This is a genomic window from Dyadobacter sp. 676, from assembly GCF_040448675.1.
Taxonomy (GTDB): domain Bacteria; phylum Bacteroidota; class Bacteroidia; order Cytophagales; family Spirosomataceae; genus Dyadobacter.
On the sequence record NZ_CP159289.1, the window covers coordinates 5564473 to 5588506 of the forward strand.

At 50.6% G+C, this 24034-nt stretch carries 18 protein-coding genes; 6 read left to right on the forward strand and 12 right to left on the reverse strand.

The genetic code is table 11. The features are described 5' to 3' along the window. Window positions 1-36 precede the first annotated feature (36 nt). The gene (locus tag ABV298_RS24720; protein WP_353718805.1) at window positions 37-561 is read right to left on the reverse strand and encodes a sigma-70 family RNA polymerase sigma factor; all 525 of its coding nucleotides are present in this window, start codon (window positions 559-561) and stop codon (window positions 37-39) included. Window positions 562-1047: 486 nt separating this feature from the next. Here ABV298_RS24720 and ABV298_RS24725 point away from each other — a divergent pair, with 486 nt between their 5' ends. Further along, window positions 1048-1761, forward strand: coding sequence for a DUF1080 domain-containing protein (locus ABV298_RS24725; protein ID WP_353718806.1), 714 nt, complete (start codon window positions 1048-1050; stop codon window positions 1759-1761). Between the two features lie 72 nt (window positions 1762-1833). Here the strand turns inward: ABV298_RS24725 and ABV298_RS24730 are convergent, their stop codons facing one another. The 5 genes from ABV298_RS24730 to ABV298_RS24750 form a co-directional block, all read right to left on the reverse strand. Then, on the reverse strand, window positions 1834-2658 hold the full coding sequence (locus ABV298_RS24730) for a hypothetical protein (RefSeq protein ID WP_353718807.1): 825 nt from the start codon (window positions 2656-2658) through the stop codon (window positions 1834-1836). A gap of 212 nt (window positions 2659-2870) precedes the next feature. Beyond that, on the reverse strand, window positions 2871-3824 hold the full coding sequence (locus tag ABV298_RS24735) for a helix-turn-helix domain-containing protein (RefSeq protein ID WP_353718808.1): 954 nt from the start codon (window positions 3822-3824) through the stop codon (window positions 2871-2873). 9 nt (window positions 3825-3833) lie between these two features. Further along, window positions 3834-4721 (reverse strand): NAD(P)H-binding protein, encoded by an 888-nt coding sequence (locus ABV298_RS24740; RefSeq protein WP_353718809.1) that lies wholly within the window; start codon window positions 4719-4721, stop codon window positions 3834-3836. Between the two features lie 293 nt (window positions 4722-5014). Beyond that, window positions 5015-6136 carry an acyltransferase gene (locus tag ABV298_RS24745; protein ID WP_353718810.1) on the reverse strand — a complete coding sequence of 374 codons (1122 nt, stop codon included), beginning with the start codon at window positions 6134-6136 and terminating at the stop codon, window positions 5015-5017. Window positions 6137-6657: 521 nt separating this feature from the next. Next, window positions 6658-6900, reverse strand: coding sequence for a hypothetical protein (locus tag ABV298_RS24750; protein WP_353718811.1), 243 nt, complete (start codon window positions 6898-6900; stop codon window positions 6658-6660). 128 nt (window positions 6901-7028) lie between these two features. Here ABV298_RS24750 and ABV298_RS24755 point away from each other — a divergent pair, with 128 nt between their 5' ends. The 3 genes from ABV298_RS24755 to ABV298_RS24765 all read left to right on the forward strand — a co-directional run bounded on the left by ABV298_RS24755 (window position 7029) and on the right by ABV298_RS24765 (window position 14500). Beyond that, window positions 7029-7676, forward strand: a complete 648-nt coding sequence (locus ABV298_RS24755; protein ID WP_353718812.1) for a response regulator transcription factor — start codon at window positions 7029-7031, stop codon at window positions 7674-7676. A 503-nt stretch (window positions 7677-8179) separates the two neighbouring features. Further along, a complete protein-coding gene (locus ABV298_RS24760; protein WP_353718813.1) occupies window positions 8180-10237 on the forward strand; it encodes a CshA/CshB family fibrillar adhesin-related protein in 2058 nt (685 codons plus the stop codon). A gap of 123 nt (window positions 10238-10360) precedes the next feature. Next, window positions 10361-14500, forward strand: coding sequence for a CshA/CshB family fibrillar adhesin-related protein (locus tag ABV298_RS24765; RefSeq protein WP_353718814.1), 4140 nt, complete (start codon window positions 10361-10363; stop codon window positions 14498-14500). Window positions 14501-14629: 129 nt separating this feature from the next. Here the strand turns inward: ABV298_RS24765 and ABV298_RS24770 are convergent, their stop codons facing one another. Beyond that, window positions 14630-15307, reverse strand: coding sequence for a hypothetical protein (locus ABV298_RS24770; protein WP_353718815.1), 678 nt, complete (start codon window positions 15305-15307; stop codon window positions 14630-14632). A 98-nt stretch (window positions 15308-15405) separates the two neighbouring features. Between ABV298_RS24770 and ABV298_RS24775 the strand changes: the two genes are divergently transcribed. Further along, window positions 15406-18450, forward strand: coding sequence for an ATP-binding protein (locus ABV298_RS24775; protein ID WP_353718816.1), 3045 nt, complete (start codon window positions 15406-15408; stop codon window positions 18448-18450). Window positions 18451-18480: 30 nt separating this feature from the next. On the opposite strand, the gene ABV298_RS24780 is transcribed toward ABV298_RS24775, so the two are convergent. From ABV298_RS24780 to ABV298_RS24800, 5 genes are all read right to left on the reverse strand, one after another. Next, complete coding sequence (locus ABV298_RS24780) at window positions 18481-18858, reverse strand: hypothetical protein (protein WP_353718817.1); 378 nt, start codon at window positions 18856-18858, stop codon at window positions 18481-18483. Between the two features lie 274 nt (window positions 18859-19132). Beyond that, window positions 19133-19516, reverse strand: a complete 384-nt coding sequence (locus tag ABV298_RS24785) for a hypothetical protein (RefSeq protein ID WP_353718818.1) — start codon at window positions 19514-19516, stop codon at window positions 19133-19135. 398 nt (window positions 19517-19914) lie between these two features. Next, on the reverse strand, window positions 19915-20613 hold the full coding sequence (locus ABV298_RS24790; protein WP_353718819.1) for a type 1 glutamine amidotransferase domain-containing protein: 699 nt from the start codon (window positions 20611-20613) through the stop codon (window positions 19915-19917). Between the two features lie 134 nt (window positions 20614-20747). After that, a complete protein-coding gene (locus tag ABV298_RS24795; RefSeq protein ID WP_353718820.1) occupies window positions 20748-20945 on the reverse strand; it encodes a DUF2188 domain-containing protein in 198 nt (65 codons plus the stop codon). A gap of 248 nt (window positions 20946-21193) precedes the next feature. Then, window positions 21194-21349, reverse strand: coding sequence for a hypothetical protein (locus tag ABV298_RS24800; protein ID WP_353718821.1), 156 nt, complete (start codon window positions 21347-21349; stop codon window positions 21194-21196). A 92-nt stretch (window positions 21350-21441) separates the two neighbouring features. On the opposite strand from ABV298_RS24800, the gene ABV298_RS24805 reads away from it, so the two are divergent. After that, window positions 21442-23835 carry a PAS domain S-box protein gene (locus tag ABV298_RS24805; RefSeq protein WP_353718822.1) on the forward strand — a complete coding sequence of 798 codons (2394 nt, stop codon included), beginning with the start codon at window positions 21442-21444 and terminating at the stop codon, window positions 23833-23835. Window positions 23836-24034: the final 199 nt, after the last annotated feature.

Sequence of the window (24034 nt, forward strand, 5' to 3'; positions counted from 1 at the left end):
ACAGATAAATTTATCGACACCCGGTTTTTTGGGGGCTTACAGGAAAAGTATCAGGCTGAACAGCGCCGATTTAATAAAATGCACCGCCTTCAATAGCTGGTTCTGAACGGTTTTTTGGGTAATGTTTAATTGATCGGCGATTAGGGCGGTAGGAAGGCCCTCGTCAAAGCGGAGTTGAAAGATTTGCTTTTGTTTGTTGGGCATGCGGGCCACCAGGTGATCGTATTGGCCCAGGAGTTCATTGTAGTGCAGGTCGAAATCGGTTGTGGACACGGGCAGTCCGGTGCTTTCCAGGTATTTGAAATATTTATCGCTCACCTTGTCCCGCGCGATCAGCGAAAATACCTGATTTCTGACGGCAGCCAGTAAGTATGCTTTCAGATCCACGACTTCCACCTTTTGCCGGTTGTCCCACATGCTCACAAACACATCCTGGACAATATCCTTCGCCTGGTCTTCATCCCCAACCCTGCGCATGGCATTTTCAAAGAGGAGCTGCCAATACCTGCTATAAATCACGTCAAAAGCCGACCGCTCACCGCTGCGTAACGCCAGCAGCAAATTTTGATCAGATAAGCTGTCGGGACCAGTATCGGCAAAGAACCTGGGTAGATACATGAGAGAGCCGGACTTTCTAAGTAAAGTTTAATTATTTCGCAAAATACTTCCAGTTCAGGATGAAATGTTTTGCTAAAATACAATCTATTTAATTAATAGACTAACTTAACTTTGTTTACCTCGCTATCAACTGGGAATTAAACGACACCGTGATTTCGCGTTTGGCTACATACGGTATTGAACTCTATGTAATAGCGCGGTTTACGAATTAACCGGCGTGTTTTCGATAGATTCGTAGAAGTGTATCAACGAAGGCACCCATGCACAATTGCACGTTGAGCAGTTGTGCATGGGCCAGGTGAATTTTCCGTATCTAACCTTTGCGGACTTGCCGTCGCTGGGAAAAAGCCGGAATAACAGCTGTTTCAGGTTGCGGGTATAGCGGCAAATTGGTAATTTAAAGGCCGCACATAACCATTTCCAATCAATATGACCAGTTTCAAAGTCAGCCGTTTAGCCGCATTCTTTTTATTGAACATTGTCATAGCCTTGGCCTGCGGTTTTCGTGCTCCGGGCCGCTGGGTAGTCCTTTTCGACGGAACGAAGTTGGAAGGCTGGCACAGCTATAACCGGCAGCAGGCGGTGGGATGGTTCGTGGAAAACGGTACGCTCACAACCGATGGCACCGGTGGAGATCTGGTCACCGACAAAGAATACGGCGATTTTGAGCTCGAATTTGAGTTCAAAATCCCGAAAGGCAGCAATAGCGGGGTACTTTATAAGGTTATAGAGCAACCGGATATCAAACGCACCGTTTTCTCCGCACCCGAGTACCAGATTATCGACGATAAGAATTACGTAGTCAAAGACTCCACCGGAAAAAATATCGGCTTGAAACCCGTGCAGCTTACCGGTGCAAACTATGACATGAATCCGCCGCTGGACGCAACGGCTTTCAAGCCCGCCGAAAGCTGGAACACTGGGAAAATAGCTGTTTCCAAAGAGCATGTCCGCCATTTTTTGAACGGGAAACTGGTAGCAGATTATCAGTATGGCGACGCGACTTGGAAGGCAAACGTCGCAAAAAGCAAGTTCCGGGACTGGCCATATGCCACCGCCCATCACCGCGGTAAAATCGCCCTTCAAAACCACAATGCCAAAGAAAAGGTGTGGTTTCGCAATATCCGGATTCGGGAGAACTAAGACTTAGTTAAAAAGTAAGTAAGGGTACGCCCGGATGTCCCGTCGGGTTATTTCAGCAAGGGACAACCTATCTTATCTACCGTACCTTTCTTTATTAGCATTGCTGAAAATTATTGGAAGCATATAGCCGTTTCTCAGAGGTTTGCCGTGCCGGTAAAAAACGTCCCAGTCGGGAATGGCTTTCACCACGCGCATCGCCTCCTGGTCAAAAACCGGGCTGTGACCCCGCAATACCATAACGGTGTCAATGATGCCGTTTTCATTTGCCGAGAACCAGGCAAATACCTTGATTTCCCTGCCATCGAGTCGGGGTAAATCGTTCCATCTGATGTTAGAATAGAGGAATCGTTGCAGCACGGACTGGTTCTGACTGTAAGCAGATAGCCTTGTTTTCGTGTTGTCATACGTTTTTCTGCCGATGCAATGCCCGTTTCTGAATTGAAGCTCCAGTTCTTTTTCATAGATCGATTCGTAGCCCAAATGAACGTAATATAGTCGTTTGCCCTGGGGGGCCAGAATGTTACCGCTAAACCGATCGGCTTTGACTGCACCGTCGATCAGCTTTGCGCCAAATAGCTTCTTTAAATCCGCTTTCACGCTATCCTCGGAAAAGCAGCAACTGAAAATGCCGGTTAGATAAAGCTGCTCATTTTTGATTTGCCATTCCGCCACATATCCACGCCAGCATGCTGTTGTAATACAAGGGGCTTTAACGCCAAAGAAACCAGGCCTGGTTGTGTCCTTCGCGTAAAGTTGTTCAAGCGGGTTCGAGAAAATGAGAAGGGTGTCTCCATTATAAACCAATCTGTCGGGAACCTGGGCGGTGGCCATGGCTTCCGCCCATAGAAGCGTGAATAGTAAGGTAAACAGTACCGGCAATAGCCTCCTCTGTTTCATTCTACGCTTATTTGCCTGTTGATAAAAGCGCCGGTGCAGTCGGTTAAACCTGGAAAACCGTAGAAGATCCATTGAGTTTTTTAAGTCAATTTGAACACGGAGTTAGTTACGCAAATATATAATTAAATTATATATAGTGCACAACACTTTACCGTATGGCGGTAAGACAGCGCGCCTGGTCTGGTAATGACCGGTAATGCTTGTACTTGATATCAGTGCTGAATGCTATCCAAGTTTCCAACGATATTTTTAGCGGTTGTAAACGATTGGCGAAACGCCGTGGGGGAAAGTTGCGTTTGCGACCTGAAAAATTTGCTGAATGACTGCGAATGGCTGAATCCCAATTCGTAAGCAATTTCGGCCATGGAAAGACTTGTTGCCGACAATTTTTCTTTCGCTTTTTCCAAAAGCTTTTCCTGGATATGCTGCTGTGTGCTCTTGCCGGTCACAGTTTTCAGAACGGCACTAAGGTAACCAGGAGAAACACTTAAATGCTCCGCGATAATTTGGACTGTTGGAAGGCCCGTTTCCGCTAATTGGCCACTATCGAGATAGCGGGCCAGCAGCTCTTCCGCTTTTTCAAGAAGCCGGTGGTTGGCTATTTTTCTCGTCGCAAACTGCCGTGCGTAATATCGGTTAATGTAAATCAGGAGGATGTCCAGTTGGGCGACGATCAAATCCTGCGTAAAGGCATCGACACCACCCTGATATTCTCTTGCTATGTTTTTGAAAATAGCAATCAGGGTTAGCTCTTCCTTTTTCGATAAAAACAACGCTTCGTGCACGGCATAGCTGAAATAGGTGTATTGCCGGATCTTTGATGCCATCGGACTGCTCCACAGGAAGTCCGGATGTACGAGCAGTAACCATCCGGAGTGGTTAAGCAGCTGGTCTGTTTCCGTCTCAATTTGCAACACCTGGCCGGGCGCCATGCACGTTAGAATCCCCTCGTCGAAGTCGTATTCCTGTTGACCGTATTTCATCCGGGCGTTGAAATTGCGCTTTAACCCGATGCTGTAAAAAGGAAGGACCAGTTTAATGGGGCCGCCGGCGGGGAGCCGTTTGATTGTTTCAAATGAGATAATGCTGATCATGGGATGCCCTGGCTTGGGCAATCCCATAATATGATGGTACTCGCTGATTGATTTGATGCGTTGCGACGACATGCCTCTAATTTACGCGTTGTGGTATACAGCGGCAAATTCCTTCACAAAGTCTTCCAGCCGTACTTTCCCAAAAACGTGGGGGCCGCTTTGATCAAAATGCCTGCGCAGGCTGCCGTCGTGGATGCTGGCGCCCAGCTGCAACGTGTTTTCGATTACATCGTGAGGCACGCCGCTAGCCCCGAGATTTCGTCTCAACTCGTCGTTGCTCAGCGTTTTCCATTGTAAGCCTGGCTTGCCGATGGCATTTCCCACTATTGCGGCGGCTTCGGCCGCGGTGACATCCTGGCTAGCTACATAACGCACCTGTATTCCTTCATTTGCGGAAAGCAGTGCTTCGGCAGCGGCCGTGGCAATGTCGAGCGGCGATACCATCAGAATCCGGTCACTATCGCCGTAGTTGGACGAGATGACGCCTGTGGCTTTGATGATTGGAATGAAATGATACAGATTGTAGTAGATGTAACCCGCACGAAGATGGGTAATTGCCTTGCCGGTAACTTCATTCAGGATCTTTTCCGAATAATGCGAGCCAAGGATGAATCCTGTCCCCTGCGAAAGATCGGCTCCCCAACTGCTTAAATGCACGACCTTTGTGACGTCCGAATCGGCAAGTGCTTCCGCGTAAGCGGTGGCGACCTGCCGGTAATGCCCGACCGGGTCCTGCGTGGCATAGTTGGGTGGGATCATCGCATATACCGCGTCGGCCTCTGCAAAGACCGACTGTAAGAATGTCGGGTCGGTCACCGAGCCGATGGCGGCTTGCGCGCATAAAGCTTCGATTTGCGGGAGCTTTGCTCCGTTGCTGGAAATGATAGTAACTGAATGCCCGTGTGCGATCAGCGTTTCGGCAAGGGGTTTGGAAATATTTCCTAACGAACCTGTTATTGCGATTTTCATCTTTGCGTTTGTTTTTTACACTGCAAATGTCTGACGGTCCGCGGTGCCGTTTGTAGCCGGATTCGCTTTTGTTGTAGCCGGATTAATCAGGTTCGGTTGAATGTGTAGCCTGTCTGGCATCAGCTCTTTAAAAAACCACCTATGCTGCTCCCGCCGAAATTTATTTCACCGGACAGATCGAGATGGAATTAACAGATGGTCCAGCAGGCCGAATCGGACATGCCTGGCTATAAGAGAGATGAATCATATTTCAGGGGTTCCACTTTCGTAGTCAAAAGATCGGCGACATGGCTCTACATTATTTCCCGGTTAAACCAGGTAACCTCATGCTCCGATTTTACATCTATCTGGCGTTGAAGTTTCGGCGTTTTCAGCATGTGCCTTAATTTCAACGCGGGCTTCTCTATGAAATTCCACGAGAACATAGCTAACGGCATGACCAACAAAAGCGTAATTGCCAGAGAAAACCAAGCGCTTTGAATGTTGAAATAATAGATAACCATTACCTGAATGGGGTATGCATAGATATATATTCCATAGGACAGGTCTCTATTCTTTCCAAATGTGTTGAGCGGAGATGGCCAAAACGCGAGACAAAAAACCATATAGCCCAACAGGAAAGGATTTAACAGCTTGATCAGAATGATATCCCGCGATGCTATTACTATTATATATACCAGCGAAATGATCCAAAAATAATCTTTTCGGAAGCGGATATTTTCATGATAGCAGTAAAAAAAGGAACCAGACATGAAAAACGCCAAAAATAATACTAGGCTGCCCCGATACATATTGACTTTCGGACTATACATCCTTGCGACCTCCTGGTTTGTAAGCATCCAATAAACCGCCAATGTGATGGCTATACCGGTAACCAACGACCGTAATTTTGTCTTAAACAATATGGGGCTAAACAAAGGGACACAGATATAGAACAGCATCTCATATGGCAAAGTCCAGATCGAACCGTTAATGGGCGCAGGATAGATGCCGGCAAAAACGCCGGGCAAGTGCCCCTGTGATTGAAAAATGAGTATATTCTTCAAATACAGATAGGTCTCGATATTGCCGAAATACGTTCGAAGTGGTAGCGTCGTGAACAGTGGTCCGTACACGAGAATCGTCAAGACCACCACAACAGCAAGGCCGGGAACGATCCTAAGCAGCCGATGGAAGAGGTATTGTTTGACAGACGTTTTCTGTATCCAACTCTGGGTAACGAGGAAACCACTGATCAGGAAAAATGAACTTAATCCCAAATAACTAAACGAAAAATCGACTCCGGTCAGCCGGCGGAGCGGTTCATTTTCACCATTCTCGGCAATATCAAAGGCATGTGACACAATTACAAAAAAAGCTGCAATGTGTCTCAAAGCGTTGAAATTATTTTTCGATTGTTTATAGAGATATCTCATTGTTATAATATGATTATATGCATATAAATAACAGGCTCATCGTAGTAACAAACACCTAGATTTCATGCTAGCAAATACTTTCGGAAGTTGTTTTTGTAATGAATGCTGAAACAAAACTTATTTGTCAAATCCTGTATACGATTGCTCGATAAGGTCTTAATACATTAGCAATTTTTTAGTAGTTTTGGATAGGACCGATGCGGTTCATTCCCCGCAATTGCCGTATCGGGCCCGGGTTATTTTCCGGTTTTATGCCAAATACTTTTTTGTATAGCTCAGCTTCCGGATTCCCTTAATTTTTTTCGACGGGAAAAACTTTATTTGCTGGGCCGGAATTATTCCCTAAAGTTCTGACAGGAGGTGGTCATTGAATGCTGCATGGTTTATTTTGCAAGCGAATAAATCTTTCTTCCCTTATTGCCGGGAGATAAAGCAATTGCCCGGAAGAACGGTCATTTGTTGCCACACTATGACCAGAAAGCAAGAGTTAACAGCCTTAAAGATTCTAGCTTATAATACAGTTACCTGAGCGAAAGAAGCTGAATTTGATTGCCTGGAAGTTTGGTTACTATTCTGTAAGCAATAAGTCTCCCGGCGGTGAAAGCGCTTTGGGCCATGTTATTTTCGACGATTGTGACGATTTTTTTGAGCAGCGCCTGCCCGGCGATGGCACCTCCATACGGGGTAAGGGTAACCTCTTCGTTTTTGGCACTGTGGACAACCACCGGAATATGGCCTGCGCGGGCATGTTGCTTTAACTCCATACCGGGCAGCAGAAGCGATTACCGGTTTTTAATTTTTCTATCAAAAAATCGTATAAATTCGACAAATAATTTCTGCGCCGTTAGATATATTTCGAGGTTCTTTTACGCCTCTCACTTTGTTTACATCGATGAAACCCTTTCAGAAAGTCCTGATAGCCGACGATCATTCCATTGTCCGGTACGGCTTACGCCTCCTGGTGCAGGAAGTTACAGGAACAAACGGCGCGATCGATTTCGCCAGGGATGGCCTGGAAATCAGGAAACTTTTGCAGACCAACCGCTACGATTTCCTGATCCTGGACATCAATATGCCTCACTCCGACGGCCTTACGCTCGTTACGGAAATTATTTCCCGGTCGCCGGAAATCCGGATCCTCGTTCTCTCGGTCAATCCCGAAAAAGCGCACGCCAAACGCTACCTCGAGGCGGGAGCATATGGGTATGTCGAGAAAGGGGAATCCGACGAAGAGCTCCGGAAAGCGATCGTCCATATCGCGGGCGGGCAGCGCTATATGAGCCAGGCGCAAATGCAACTTTTTTCGAATATGCTTTTCGGAAAAAAATACCAAAACCCCTTCGACCAGCTTTCTCCAAGGGAATTCGCGGCGGCAATGTTGTTCTTAAAGGGCCACGGACTGGCGGAAGTTGCCGAAACGATGCATATTTCGGTATCGACGGCCAGCACCCATAAGTCCCGCATTTTCCACAAGCTCGCGGTCGAGAACCTGCTGGACCTGCAAAAGCTTGCCAAATTGCATTCCGTTTTGGAAGACTAACCAAGAATTCCGAAGATAGGACAACCTCACCATCGCGCGTTGCACGTCGCCCTGTCGTCGGCCTTCCGAACCGCGGAATTACATTATTTCCTACGCCCTGCCCCGGCAACGTCGGGTCAATGCCGTTAAAATCGGCAGGCAAAAGCCTCTCCCGCGCTCTCCGGTTCATACATACACCGCCTATTTATTCGACATCTGCCAAAAGCCGTATTCGTAACGGATTTCGCTGTCGCGTTTACTTGTCCCGTCTTGATTGTAGCCGTTCGGCTACAATGCATTTCAAGATCTCGCTATTTTTCGACAAAAGAAGTAGCAATAGTTTTGATAGCGTAAAAGTATAGTTCTAAACGCAATAAAAATTATTTCTATTTAACGCACAGGATTCCATAGCCCGTATAATGATAGCGGCGACTTTGCGGGCATATAACTCCCTCAATCTCCGGACAGTAATCGACCCTCGTTCCTCATCAGATGGTGTTAGTATTTACTTTAATTCCGATTGTATGAAAGAGAAACTTTACTTACAGAAAAGCAGGCCTTTCCCATCCTGGCAGACGGTTTCCCAGAAAGCCGCCCGGCTGGCTTGCTGTGCGATGTTACCTGCCAGCCTGTTACTTTCTTACGGCAACGTTCAAGGCCAGGCCGTGAGGGCTACCGGCGGGACCGGCGCAAACCGGTCGACCTGGTGGCTGGATTTTTCCAGCATGGGAGAAATAGCCGCCGGAGCGACGGTCGACCAGTCATTTACGGTCAATGGCGTAGACATAACGGTACTAATCGATCAGATTTCGTTTGAAGGATCGGTTGAAACGGGCCATACCCTGGCCGAACAACGGCTGATCGCCTATACGCCGGGCGGATGGCAGGGCGACGGATTCGACAATATGTACAACATCGGTGGCCCTAATGCCGCCAATACGCTTACTCCGGCGATTTCATCCAAATACACAGGTGACTATCCCGGAACGGGCCTCATGTCTATTACCCGGTTCCGTCTTCGGGCCTACGCAACGCTGAACGGACTGCCCGTCGACCTGGCATTTCTGTTCGCCAACGCGGAAGACGACTACTCTTCCACTAACGGCGTTACCACCGAGGATGAATATGAACAAGCCTCGACTAACGGAAGCCCCTGGCGGATTTCGGAGCGCAAAGTCGATGCGGAAGGCACCCTGGCGTATAAAAAACTGACATTCTGGGATAACAACCAGTCGGTGCGGATTTCTGCGGGAGCCACTCCCGGGCAATACACCAACGGCGGCAATGTCGCAATTATGGCAACCAGGAAAGAGGCCACGAGTGCGGTTAACCCACTTGAATCGAACATTGTGCTCGTAGGTGCCGGACGGGGCGCCATTGCATTGGGCATCGCGATCAGTATCGATCATGGCGATGCACCTTCGTCGTATGGCGATGCCGAGAACTTTTATCTGGCTACCGGGCAGGGGGGGAATCCCGCCAACACGACGATTCACGACGAATACCTGAGCGAGGGCGGCAGCGCGCCGGCGGGTTCCATCGTTATCGCTCCTTCTGCCGGTATCCTCGATCCGCTTACACCAAGGCTAGGTACCAACCGCACCGACCCTGACCCGGCGGGTGCATTCAGCGTCGAGGCGGACGGTGATAATGCCGCCGGACGCGCTCCCAACGACGAAGATGCCTTGGCCGCGATCCCGACACTCAATGCGGGTAGCTCCACATACAGCATCACGGTGCCGTACCACTCCAGCACGGTAACCAATTACATTACCGGCTGGGTTGACTTCAACCGGGACGGCATTTTTACGGCCAGCGAATTTGCATCGGCCACTGTTCCTCCCAATACCGACGGTGATGCTACACTCACCTGGACGGGCATCAACCCGGTGGAGGGCAAATCCTACATCCGTTTGCGGATTTCGGAATATTCCAGCGGCGATCCGGCCAACGATTTACCGGGAACGCCTTCGGATGACCGGTGCACAATGGTGCTCAACTATGGAGAAACCGAGGATTATACCTTCTCGATCCAACCGCCTCTTCCTGTCACATTAACGGCATTTACCGCCAAAGCCGAAAGCGGGACCGCCGTTTTGAGCTGGTCGACAACCGCGGAAGCTAACAGCGCTTATTTCGAAATCGAACGCAGCCTTAACGGTAAGCAGTGGTCGGCGATCGGGCGCGTGGATGCAACGGGAGAAAGCAGCGTGTTGAAGCATTATACATTTACCGATATTTCTCCCCTGGGAGGCGAAAACCTGTACCGCCTCAAAATGACCGATCAGGACGCGACCTATGCGTACAGTGGTATCCGTAGCATCCGTTTCGATAAGCGGGAAGCTGCGCTTTATCCCAACCCTGTCACCAACAAGTTCCGCTTGAATGCCGATAACCTGCACGCGATCCGACAAGTGCAGCTCATCGACCTCACCGGCAGGGAAGTCTTGCGGCAAGACAGGCAGGTACAAAACGACTTTCCGAGCGAAATAGACCTTACCGCCATCCCCGCAGGCATCTACCTCGTACGCATAACCCATACGGACGACACAGTCCGCGTGGTGCGGATTGTCAAACGGTAGGCATGCCATAGCCCATTAATTTTCAACTTAATCAGTCTTAGCCAATAGATTATGATGCTAATCAGACAAACTCATTTATTTTCTCCAATAGTCCGACAGATTTTCCGGATTAAACTAGAAACCGTGAAAAGGTTGCTCCTCGCGGCAGCTTGCCTTGTGCTTTGTCAATCGGTCGTCAACGCACAGGCCGTTAAAGCTACCGGAGGTTCGGGGGCCTACCGCGACAGGATCTGGTGGCTCGACTTCAGTAACATCGGAGAGGTCCAGGCGGGACAAACCATTTCAAGGAATTTCAATGTCAACGGCGTTCTGGTGACGGTTACGCTCGACAATATTTCTTTTGGCGGTAAAACGCCCTCGGACCAACGGCTCATTGCGTACCGCCCCGGCGGCTGGGTTGGCGATGGGTTCGACAACCTCTACCATACCGGTGGCCCTAATGCAGCCAATACCCTGGCATCCGCATTATCGGGCAAGATCACCGGTACGTACACCATCGACGGCCTGGCGGCAATCCTGAACTTCCGGTTCAGGGCCTATGCGACCGTCAACGGTATTCCGATGGACCTGGGGCTGGTATTCGCCAATGCGGAAGACGATGCTACCGTTACATTCAATGGCACCCCGCTCGATGAATTCGAGCAGGCGTCGACTAACGGTACGGCCTGGCAGCTGCTGGAAAAAAAGACCGACGCCAATACACCGGCGAATAAAAAACTCACCTTCTTCGGCAATACGGCACGGATTTCGGCAGGTAGCGGAGTCATCTACACCGGAGCGCAAGACCCCAACGGCGGCAACGTCGCTGTATTATACACTAAAAAAGCCGCAACGACAGCAGCGAACCAGCTTGAATCGAATATGGCTATTTACGGGGACGGAAGAGCGGCTATTGCATTGGGAGTTGTACTCGACAACGACCTGGGCGACGCCCCCACGACATACGGAACGCCGACCAACATTTACTTTGCGGACCTGACCGGAGGTAACCCGGTCAGCACGACAACGCACGATGAATACCTCAGCGCGGGCGGAAGCGCTCCGGGCGGTGCAACTATTATCCAGGCCGGAACGGTGACGCCACCGTCAACACCCAGGCTCGGGACCAATCTGACTGACTCAGACCATGCCACCAACTATGGACCGGATGCGAACGGGGATAACGTTTCTGGAACAAGCCCCAATGACGAGGATGCCCTGCCGTCGATCCCGGCGCTGACGCCCGAATCGACCAGCTATGCGCTTTCGGTACCAGCCACCACCGGCGCGGCACCCGCTTATGTGACGGCCTGGGTGGATTTTAACAGAAATGGCTCTTTCGAAGCGTCGGAATTCGCCTCGGCGACCGTCCCGGCCAATTCCACTTCGAATGTTGCATTGTCCTGGCCGACCATCCCGCCGGGCACAATTACCCCGGGTACAACCTACATCCGCCTCCGTATCTCGACGTTCGATTCCACCGATCCGTCCAACGACCTGCCGGGAACGCCATTCGACGACCGCAGTACCATGGCATTGAACAACGGCGAAATCGAGGAATACGCGCTCCCTGTGGCTGCGCCGCAGCCTGCATTCGCGTGTACCAGCACCAGCGAGGGTTACCTTTTCCAGGATGCCACTACGGATGTTTTTGTGGTTAATATCGAAACCGGGGCTACCAATCAGGTTGCTACGGATATCCTCGGTACGACGGGCAATACGCAGATCAATGCGATCGGCTACAACCGGACCGATAACTACATCTGGGGCTTCCGCCGGGGTGTGAACGAAATTGTCCGTGTCGGCGCCGACTGGTCGGTACAAACGTTCCCCATTGCGGGACTGCCTGTGGACGGCGATTTCTTCATAGGGGATGTCGATGCGGCAGGCGTGCTGTATCTGTATAACAGTGCAGCCTATACGACGTCTATTTACCGCGTTGATGTAAATCCTGCGTCGCCAACTTATCTGCAGACACTTCCGACATTGACTACCACCGCCAGCGGAATCACCGACTGGGCAATCAGTCCGAGCGATAACCAGATTTATGCCGTGGACAATGCCACCCTGGCACTGTACCGCTTTGACCCGGCCACAGGCGCGCGTACAGTGGTAGGCACGGTGACGGGAGGAGGCATTACCGCCGGAACATTCGGGGCAGCATATATGGACGGTGACGGCGCTTTGTTTATCAGTCAAAACGAAACGGGTAACATCTACAAAATCTCTGCCCCGCACAGCGGAAATACCACCGCCGTTTTTCTGGCAACAGGCCCTACCTCGACGTTGAACGACGGAGCCAGATGCCCTGCCGGCAGCCTGGCCAGCCTGTCGCTGTCGGGAACTATCCATCATGATCCCGACGGAGGCAATATCAACGGTACCGGAACGAATGCTGGCGGCGCATTGCACGTAAGCCTTGTGGATGAAAACGGCGATGTGAAAGCCACTCAACCTGTTGCAGCCGATGGCACCTACACGTTCGGCGACCTTGCTGCGGGCAGCTACACGGTGGTGCTCAGCACAACCGCCGGCACCATCGGCAGTCCTGCGCCGGCTGCGTCGCTACCTTCGGGCTATGTAAGCACTAACGAGGGGCTTACCCCTGCCGGTGATGGAACCGTTGACGGTACTATCTCCGCGACGATCTCGACCACGGATGTGACTGATGTCGACTTTGCCATCGAGCAGCTCCCTGTGGCCACACCGGACACCCGGCCTGCTCAGTCTAACCCCGGCGGCACCACGACCGTCGACATCACCAGCAGCTTTACAGGAACCGATCCGGACGGCACGGTGACGGGTATTTTCTTTCCGACGTTCCCAAGCAATGCCACAACTGTTCTGATCAACGGCACAAGCTACACTGCGGGCAGCTTCCCTGCTGGCGGGTTGACGGTGCCCATCGGAACGCCGGTTCTAATCGATCCTGTGGATGGCGCCGTCACGTCGGTCATTCCGTTCCACACCATCGACAACGCCGGTCAGCGAAGCATTGCGCCCGCGGACGTCACGGTTCCTTTTACCGATGCGCCGGGTTATAACCTCTCAGGAACGGTATTCAACGACACCGATGGCGGCGACATCAGCGGAATAGGTACGAATGTGAGTGATTCGCTTTATGCGAACCTGGCGGATAACCTGGGTAATGTAGTGGCAGTTGAGCCTGTCGCAACGCTCGGAACCTATACCTTCCCGAATGTGGCTCCCGGCGATTACACCGTCGTATTAAGCACGACGCAGGGAACTGTCGGCGGCCCCGTACCAGCGGCTTCCCTGCCTGCCGGATATGTAAATACGAATGAAGGGCTCATGCCGGCCGGCGACGGGACTGTCGATGGCGTGGTTGCGGTGACTGTAACCGACGCCGATGTTACCAATGTGGACTTCGCGATCCAGCGCCCGCCGGTTTCAGTGCCGGTCACGCTGCCTAGTCAGCAGAACCCCGGCGGTACCAATACGGTCGACATTAGCGCTCATTTCACGGGAACAGACCCGGACGGTACGGTAACAAGTCTCAGGTTCAGGACTTTTCCCAACGAGACTACCACGCTGATAGTCGATGGAACACCCTATAATGCAGGGAATTTTCCACCGCCTCCGGGAGTAACCGTTCCTTATGGAAGTCCGGTGCTGATCGACCCGGTGGATGCGGCCACAAGCGTTGTTGTCCCTTTCAGCTTACTGGACAATGCGGGGCATGAAAGCCCGACCTCGGACGTGACCATCCCGTTCTTTCCGCTTCCTGTCACACTTGCGCGTTTCGATGCCGTGCTGTCGGAACAATCCGTTCTGCTGACCTGGTCGACGACCGAAGAAACCAACAGCGATCATTTCGAAATACAGCACAGTGTAAACGGGAAAACCTGGGAGGTAGTGGGAACAGTAGCTTCGTCACGCGAGAGCAGCGTCCTGGTGCATTACGAATACAAACATTCGGGGCCGTCGGCAGGTGATAACCTGTACAGACTGAGAATGGTCGATCAGGATGGAACGTATGCGTTCAGCAGCATCAGAAACGTCCGTTTCAGCGGGCAGGCGCAGATCATATCCTACCCGAATCCGGCGACCGACAAAATCAAGCTGCGGGTGAGCAAGGCGGAGGATATCGAACGCATAGAACTCACCGGACTGGATGGCCGTGTAGTGGCCGATCAGCGTAAGACCCGGGATTCGCGAGTGAATACCGAACTGGATATCAGGGCCCTTGCGAGCGGGGTTTACATTATCCGCATTACCTATTCGAACGGGTCGGTGGCTTCCGATAAGATCGTTAAAAAATAATAGAGCCGGTAGTAAAGAGCACTATACCACACTATCAAGCAATTCAAAACGGTGCGCCATGATTTTACCCCGATTACTTTTCAGACCAATGAAGGGTGAGATCATGGCAAAATCCGGCTAACTGCGGCGTCATTTCGCGACTTCGCCTTCCGGGCCACCTCTCAACGTTTCAACTTCCGGCAAAAGAATGGACAGGTCATAAGTATATTGATGACCACGGTTCGAAATGTAAGTCTCTATTACTTTTCTGCCTGCCCGCCATCTGCCCGACTCGTATCTGTGATTATGTTCGGTATGATACCACTCCCTGAGGGGATAGTTGAATTCGGGAGCCCCGAACCACTTCGTCAGCATTTTGTCCAGTACTTCTTTTTGATGAGGGATTTCCGCCGTATACTTCTCGTATCCGACATATTTTCCCTGAATATCGATCTTGTATAGCTTATTCTGATGGAACGACGGGTGTACCGAGCTAAAAATGTAATTCCCTATCGCATGGTTGTAGAATTTTCCGCCGCTTTTATCGATAGAATCCAGTTTCAGGGATTTTTCCAGGAATATCCTAAGTTGTGTTTGAAACTCGGGTACCGCAATGCCGAATAGAATGTTTGAAATGGCGCGGGTTTCTTCGGCTTCAACCGGGTCATAGTGATGTCCGCGGTCCTTTTTTGTTTCGGTGCTGCGCTGGTCCTGCTTTCCCGAGGTCTGGCACCCGCAGGCAACGCACCAAAGAAATGCGATGATTGCCCACTTCGGCAATACTCTTGTCGCAAACGCCGAAGCGGATTCGATCCCGGGTTCTTTCATAGAAATAGAATTATTTTATTATTTGTAGCCATATTTTTACAAAATCAACTAAGAAATAAAATTACTTACAGTTACACAATTGTACTACATCAGAATAAATGACCGGCATTAAAATAAAGTACTTGTTGGGCGTAGGCTGGCTAATGATCGGAGTTGCCTGCTACGGACAGCAAAAGTCATTTACCTGGACTAATTACACTACCCAGGAGGGTTTGCCGCAGAACAGCGTGACCGATATCGACGAAGACGCGCTCGGATTTATCTGGTTCAGCACCGAAATGGGGCTTGTCCGCTTTGATGGCAAAAACTTCAAGGTCTTTGGCCTCGAAAATACACCCGGGCTGGCCACCGACCGCATGCGGCTGATTTGCCGGGATAGGAAAGGGGTTTTGTATGCACACGAGGCGAAGCCGGCAGTACTCAGGATCGCCCCCGAAAACCATCGATACGCACCTGTTCCCAAAGTCCTCACGGAAGAAAAAATCAATATCCCGACAGGAGGGTATGCGGTTGCCGAATCGGTGTTTAATCCCGCGGCACCCCAGGAGGTAATTGAAAAGATTAACAGGGTGAGAATCGAACTCGCGGCACCCCGTTTTTACGGAGTGGACTCCACCCATGCTTATATTCTGTATAATAAAATCGACCTGTTTTATGTAAGTAACGGCCAGGCCCAGCTTCTGGAGAGCAGCAATGACAAATGGTCGGCACTGGCGCTTGTCGGCGATTCATTTATGAAAATATTCCCGCAGAACCGGATAAAGATGTGGCGCGACGGCCGGAAAGAAGTCGAAAACACCCGGATACAGGGTTCACTGAGCACAGATCCCGACTTTCTGAACGGAGACTTCAAGGTATTCTGGTCGGATACCGAAAATTTTGTGTACTGTAGTAAAAAGTTACACCGGCTGTATTGGAACGGGAAAGTACTCGATTCCCGGGTTGCCCTCGAAGGGCTGGATATTCCCGGAATCAAATCCGTTTATTATTCAAAAGGCCACAAAACCTATTTCATCGGTTCGGAAACCAACGGGCTTTTCGTGATCAGACCAAGCCTCTTTACTTATCCCGCCTTGCCCCCGAACGCACCATCACAGGTATTCTATTCCCAGGCTCTTATCGACTCAGACAAAATTTTCGCGCAGAACATTATTTTTTCCGAAAATGCCCCGCCCAGGACCACTCCTTACCTTGTGCACCGGGAGTCGGTTTCTCACCACAGCAACCGAAAGCACATCATTTATTATGAGCGGGCAAGGGCATTCTATTCATACGACTTCAGGGCCGGTCGCGAAAAAAAGATCATTGATCTGGACGGCAGGCTCGTAGCTACCATAGAAGATACGAAAGACAGTACATTATACCTTTTCACGAACTATTCGGCACTCGTTTTCCAAAACGGTTTGTTGAAATACCAGGCTTCGCCAGGCCATTTTACCCAGCACGCGATCCGCGTCGGCGGCGACCAGTTCCTGCTTTGTACCGAGAATGGCGTGAAAAAATACAACCTGTCGAGTAATATAACCACCGGGTCTATCCTGGATTCGTTGAATATCCGCACCGTATTTCTGGACAAACACAACAGGCTATGGATCAGCAGCAACGGGAGCGGATTTTATATGTCCGACGGCAAGGGCGTCTATGCCATGCCGATGGATAAACGACGGGCATTGCGAACAGTGCACAGCTTCATCGATGACGGCACAGGCCACTTTTGGCTTCCTTCCAACGACGGGCTGTTCAGGGTCTCCCAACGCGAACTGGTGGATTATGCCTATGGAAAAAGAAAAGGCGTTTACTATTATCTTTTCAATAAAAGCGACGGTTTGAAAACCACCGAATTCAATGGTGGCTGCGATCCGTCATACCTGAGATTGCCAAACGGAATGCTGTCGCTTCCGTCGCTCGAAGGGCTGGTATGGTTTCATCCGGGCCGGACAACGCCGGTCCTTCCCGACAAACCGCTATCTATCGACCAGATACTGATCAACGGAAAGCGCGTGAATATGGCCGACCGCATTGTCCTGGAACCTGATTTCAGCAGGTTTGAAATGTCGGTAACGAGTCCGTTTTTCGGCAACGAAGACAACATACTGATCGAATACCAGATTCCCGAGCTTAACCAGGACTGGTTCGTCGTTCAGCCAAACCGGCTGATCCTGATCAACAATTTAAGGTCCGGCAATTACCGGATCAACATCAGAAAAAAGAACGGCTCGTTTCATAGTAGCTACGACTACCTGCGCCTGGGGATCGAGGTCAAGCCGTATCATTACAATACCTGGTGGTTCTACCTGCTCATGACGATTGTCGCCGTTGGAATGATTTACGTTCTGATGCTTTTCAGATTCCGGATGCTACGGAAAAAGTCCGAAGAGCTTGAACTGCTCATAAGCGCAAGGACCCAACAGCTGAGCGACAAGGTTGCCGAATTAAATGTCTCCGAGAACACGCTGAAAGAGACCAATCACCTCAAGGACAAAATCATCACCCTTATTTTGCACGATCTGCGCTCGCCTATCCGGTTTCTAACGACTATCAGCAATTATTTATCGAAAGAATGCCTGAACCTTACGCCCGATGAATTGAAAACAACCACGAGCGAGCTGAAAAGCGGTACGATGGCGCTGAACAATTTCACCGATCACTTTTTTACCTGGATCAGCAGCCATCGCGAGAATTTCAGCGTTAGCTGTGAGCGTGTTTCCATCTGCGCACTGTATATGGAAGTGAAGGACCTTTACGAGGAGCTGGCAAAGAACGAAGGCAATGAAATAATGGTAAGCTGCGGCGAAGTGTATTGTTACACCGACAGATATATTCTCGGTACCATTATCCGCAACCTGGTCGACAATGCCAACAAGAACATGCGGGACGGGCTCATTACACTCTCGGCAACAGCTGGCCAAGGCAAAATCACACTTTGCATATCGGACACGGGCAAAGGACTGCCCGATGAGCAGATTTCACAATTCAACAAGGGAATAGTAACTCAAAAGGGAATCGGGTTTGTCATTGTGTTCGATTTAATGAAAAAAATCGGTGCCCACCTTACGGTAAGCAGCGGCCAGGGAAGCGGCTCTGCTTTTACACTCAGCATACCTCTAGTGGGGGCCGGAGAGACTGTCATGACTGTGGAATAAAGGATAATGGCGGCGAGCGGCCGCCATTATTTATGGCCTGTCTTTTTTCTGGCCGGGGTGCTTTTCAGCATTACGAACTGGTTGGCTGCTGGTGCTTTCTTTTTTTGGGCGCTCCTGAACTGTGGATGCGGATTTTTTCCTGTTGACGGCATTCACTCCCTCGTTCTGCGGGTTACTGGCGGGCGGAACGTTGTTGGTCTTATCGATGTGGGTCGGAGGCGTGCCGATCGTTGCCTCACTGGTGACGCCCGATGACGCGCTTCCCTGTGACTGCCGGCTGGCATTACCAGCCGCTGCGCCCTGCTTTTCACTTGATTTGGCTTTTGTCTGTGCGGATGTGGACTGTGCCGGCAGTGCCGTGGTCGTCATCAAGAGCATCGCTGCGATATAAAGTGTTCTGCTTTTCATTGCTTTCTTGTTTTAATTGAAGAATCGGGCAGTCGCGGCACCAAATCCTGGCTTGTCGGCCACCCGCTTTCAGATTGGGGCATCAACCGGATACAATCTGTTTTACTTTGTCGATAAAGCGAGACTCCCTATCAATCCGGCCCGGGTTTTCGTTGCCGCAGGAGCAAGCTCTGAAAGCCGCCGGTGGCGGCCCCCTTTCTCAAAACAGCAAACGTCGATCTGCCGCAGTTGAAGCCACTGACCATAAGCGGGTTCGGACAGGTAGTCTCCGATGTCAATTGTCCTTTTTGCTGGCTGGTTGGCTCGCGCCCGTGCGGTTAGTTGCTGGTTGTTCCTGCGGACGGTTTGCATTATTTGACTTTGCTGCCTGGTTAACTTTGCCTCCTTTGCTGATTTTGGACTCATTGTTGGCATTGTTCCGGCTACCCGCATTGGTTGCCCTGCCTGCCGGGCCTGCATTGTCCGGCTTGCCTTGCCTGGTATGCCGGGCACCATCACTCGTATTGCGTGGTCCGACCGTACTTCTGTCGCTGGCCGGGTTTTGTTTCGTGGTGTCATCGGATTGCAGATTGGGATTTGTAGAATTGGTAGTGGATTGGGCGAAAGCGACCGATACCGAGATGGTCAAGGCCACCGCTACTATGACTAGCTTTTTCATACTCGTTTTTAGTTAGATTCTGTGGATGATTGTAAAGGCGAGCGTTGGTATTAAAAAGCATGCCAGAAGCGATGTGGTGCAGTTACGGGGATGGGCCATTATCATGTTGTCGGAACGCACGCCTTGCAGGATAACTTTTTACCCGGTCTTGCCTTTGATGTGCTCCATTGGCTCGAAGCCGTTTGATCAGGCCGGAGCGATATGCATCAAATGGAAGAGCAAACAGGCCAACAATTTACCTGGTCTTTGACCTGCGGCACAGGATTTAACGAGTTTCGGTGTAAAAGCCGTGGGCAAGATTTGTACTCAGCGTGACCAAAGTTTGATCACCGTCCGGTATGGTAGGGTAGGACAGGGTCGATCCCAGCCCATTGCCAGAAGCTATGTATGCGACAATTTCAAGCATTGGCGGGCTGCTTTTCGAGCAAAGCGATGAGTGCCTTAGCCGTCGGACCGGCCGATAGCGGGTTTTGCCCGGTTATTAAAAGTCCATCTGTTTCGACATGACTTGTAAATGGGAGCGCCGCACTCCGGAAATCGGCACCCAGCTCTTTGAGCCTCGTTTCCAATTTGTAGGGCACATTGTCGGCACGAAATGCCAGGGTTTCCTCCGCATTGGTAAAACCTGCAACCCGTTTTCCCCTTAAGAAGCCCGGCTGTAATTCGTTGGCCTTGATTAAAGCTGCCGGGCCGTGACATACCGCTCCAACGGGTTTGCCGGCAGCGATGAAATCCAGTATCAGCCGCCCGCTGAATTCATTTGATGCAAGGTCCCAGAGCGGGCCATGGCCGCCAGGATAAAATACGGCATCGAATCGGGCAGGGGCGATATCGGACAGCACATCGGTATTGTCAAATGCAGCCTGCGCCAAAGCGTCGTCGTTGAAGCGGCGGTTCGATTCGGTAATATTTTCGGTCAGCATGCTGAGCGGATCGACGGGAGGCCTGCCACCGGCCGGGCTGGCCAGGGTCACATTGTAACCTGCATCTATAAATTCATAATACGGATCGGTGAACTCACCCAGCCAAACCCCGGTTGTGCTGTCGGTATGCTCCATCCGGGCATGGGAAGTCAGGATCATTAGTATACTTTTCATTGCAAATAGATTAAAAGTGGGACTAAAAGGCAGCCCGTCATTTAGCGTTGGCTTGTGCCGAATCGATATGCTAATGCGCAGGCAATAGCCCGCTGGTGCGCTAAAAAAGCATGCCTGTTCAGCTACGCGATGCCTTACTTACCAAGATCGCTTCTGTTTTTATCGGTCTTTTTTGCAAACACTTCTCGCGCGCGCTTTAAGCCTGTTGCGATCGCGATGCCCTCTTCGGTGCCTTCTTCCAGCAATGCATTTGCGATCTCGACAGCCTTCTCGCGGATTTTAACAGGCTGATTCTTATACGATGGCGGGTAATCTCCGTTGTACCAGGGCATAACTCCTAATGTTTAAGCGACGAATCGGTATGGCAAAAGCAATGCCGCAGGGTTATCATTATCGTCATCTATCTCCGTACGCATCTGCTCGTTTGATATAGTTGCCACTCGAATGCTTCTCAAAAAAATGTACCTTTATGTCGATTTTTTTCGTGGAGAGCCATGAGCATCGATAAAAATTGTTCAATCGGCGACTATGAGAGGACTGGTTTGTTTAGGGGATGATGGTGTTGATGACCGAATGCTGGTTAGTGCAAATAGACAGCCAGATCCGGATTATCGAATTTGGAAATGGTCAGCAACTTATTGATTTTCTTTCCGTTCAGGATATGGAAAGCCCGGTGCTGCTGCTTATCGATATGAACATGCATGTACTCAATGGCCCGGAATCCGAACAGCCGCATTGTTTTTGTATCGGATCAGGCACGGTATTGTGACAAAGTTATAGTTCCGTAGGTCAAACAGGCCGCCAGGAAGCGCCAACTCACCAGAAAGTATGAATCTTGCACAAGTAACCAGTTTTGCCCTGCGCACACAAACAGGTAATACAGCACTGGACGCAGCCCGCTTACTTGATCTTTTGCCGGTTGGCGTCTGTGTCTGTGATGCCGACGGCTTGATACAGTCTTGTAATGAAAAGGCCTGTCAAATCTGGGGCCTGAGTCGGGTTCCCGTTGCTCAGCGGTTTTGCGGGGCATATAAGATCTTTGATCCGTATGGTAATTTTTTGCCACACGATGCTTCACCTGTTGCCCAATGCCTGGCTTCCCGGAGTCCGGTTGAAAATGTCGACCTGATTTTCGAAAGGCCAGACTCGACGGCAAGCTACGTCCGGGTGACGGCAATGCCTGTTAAAGATGATGCGGATAAACTCATTGCAGTTATCAACTGCTTTACCGAGGTAGGCGACTTGAAGCTTACCGAATGGCACCTGATAAAACAAGCTCATACAATTGAGGACTATATCGAAAACGCGGCCATCGCACTTCACTGGGTAGATCAGAAAGGCATCATAAAATGGGCCAACCAGGCTGAGCTGGACATGCTCGGGTATGACAGAGATGAATACATCGGACATCATATTTCAGAGTTTCACCTTCACAACCACAAGATCGAGGACATTATGCGGCGTTTGGACGCTAACGAGACGCTCCACCAATACGAATCCGAGCTGATTTGCAAGGATGGCTCCATCCGCAATGTAAAAATTACATCCAATGTATTCCGGGAGGACGGCAAGTTTGTCCACAGCCGGTGTTTTACGATCGACGTAACAGAGTCCCAGAAAGTATATACGGCCTTACAGGAAAGTGAGCACCGGTACCGCCAGCTTATCGACGGCCTGCCGACGGCTGTTTACACCTGCGACAGCCGCGGATATATCGACATGTATAATCGGGCGGCGGTCGATCTTTGGGGAAGGGAGCCTCAGCTAAATACCGATCTTTGGTGCGGCTCCTGGAAAATATATACACCTGAAGGCTCGCCGTTGCCGCTGGATGAGTGTCCCATGGCGATATGCTTGACGGAAGCGCGGGAGGTTTATGGCGAGCAGATCGTCATCGAAAGGCCCGACGGTACCCGGCGACATGTACTTCCGTATCCAAAACCTTTATTCGACTCCAAGGGCAACCTGACAGGCGCCCTCAACATGCTAGTGGATATAACCCGGCTTAAAATGGCTGAACAGGCCGTCCGGGAAAGCGAAGAACGGTTTCGAACCGTGGCAAACACTGCCCCGGTGCTGATTTGGATGGGCAATACGGTTAAAGACCGGTTCTTTTTCAATGATTCCTGGACGGCTTATACAGGTAAAACCGAAGCCGAGCTGACAGGTCGGGCCTGGATGCGCTATATACACCCCGATGACTTGCCCTATCTCAGCGAAGTATGCGACAGGAGCTTTGCAGACAGAACCGAGTATGATATAAGGTATAGGCTGTTGAGGCGGGACGGTGAGTACCGGTGGGTGCATTCGCACGGCATCCCGAGATTTGGTCCCCATGGGGATTTTGTGGGATATATCGGCACGATTGTCGACATACACGAGCAAAAAATCCGAAAGCAGGAGCTGAAAAAATATGTGCTGGAAAGGACAATGGAGCTCAGTGTGGCCAACGAACAGCTGGAAAAATCCAACAGGGAACTGGAACAATTCGCTTATATCGCCAGTCACGACTTGCAAGAGCCGTTAAGAAAGATAAGGACATTCGGCCGTCTGCTGGCACAAAGATACCAGCACAAAATTGATCCAAATGGCCTGCACCTGATAGAAAGAATGGAATCCGCTGCCGACAGGATGGCCACCTTGATCGACGATGTTCTGGGGCATTCGAGGATAACCGGGTCTGCCGCCAAAGAACCGGTGGATGTGGCCCGGGAAGTAAGGATCGTTTTAATGGATATGGACACTTTGATAAAAGACAAGCAGGCCGATATCCGGATCGGAGAACTTTACACTGTTCATGGCTATGCTACCCAGATCAGGCAACTTTTTCAAAATCTTGTAGGCAACGCGCTCAAATTTTGCAAAACGGACCGCCGGCCGGTCATCACCATTTCTTCGAAATTGGTTACGGGCGGCGAATCCACCTTTAAGGTTCGGGAAAAGGAAGTCGATCGTCTTTTCCAGCTCATTGAAGTGACTGATAACGGCATCGGCTTTGAGCAAAAGTACTCCGAAAAAATCTTCCAGATTTTCCAGCGGCTGCATGGAAGAGGGCAGTACAGCGGCTCAGGCATCGGCTTGTCTGTTGTGGCAAAAGTCGCATATATTCACGAAGGGTACGTAAGGGCACTGGGAAAGCCGGATCAGGGCGCTACGTTCCAGGTATTACTACCGGTTTATGAGCCGGCTTCGGAGAACAGCCGGAATTCCTCCCGATCGTAAGCGGCCGGCCGAACGCATTATCCCCACACTGCCGGGAATCCCAGGGCCGGAAGGATGAAGCGCATGCTTTTCAATGAATAAATCCCAGCGATTTTTTTCGTCATGGACTTTTAGTTTATGGAATACCGTTCCGGGATGTGTCATTTTTACGCCCGCAGATCATGTGGCGTATGGTAAATTATCCAATCAAGTGAATCTC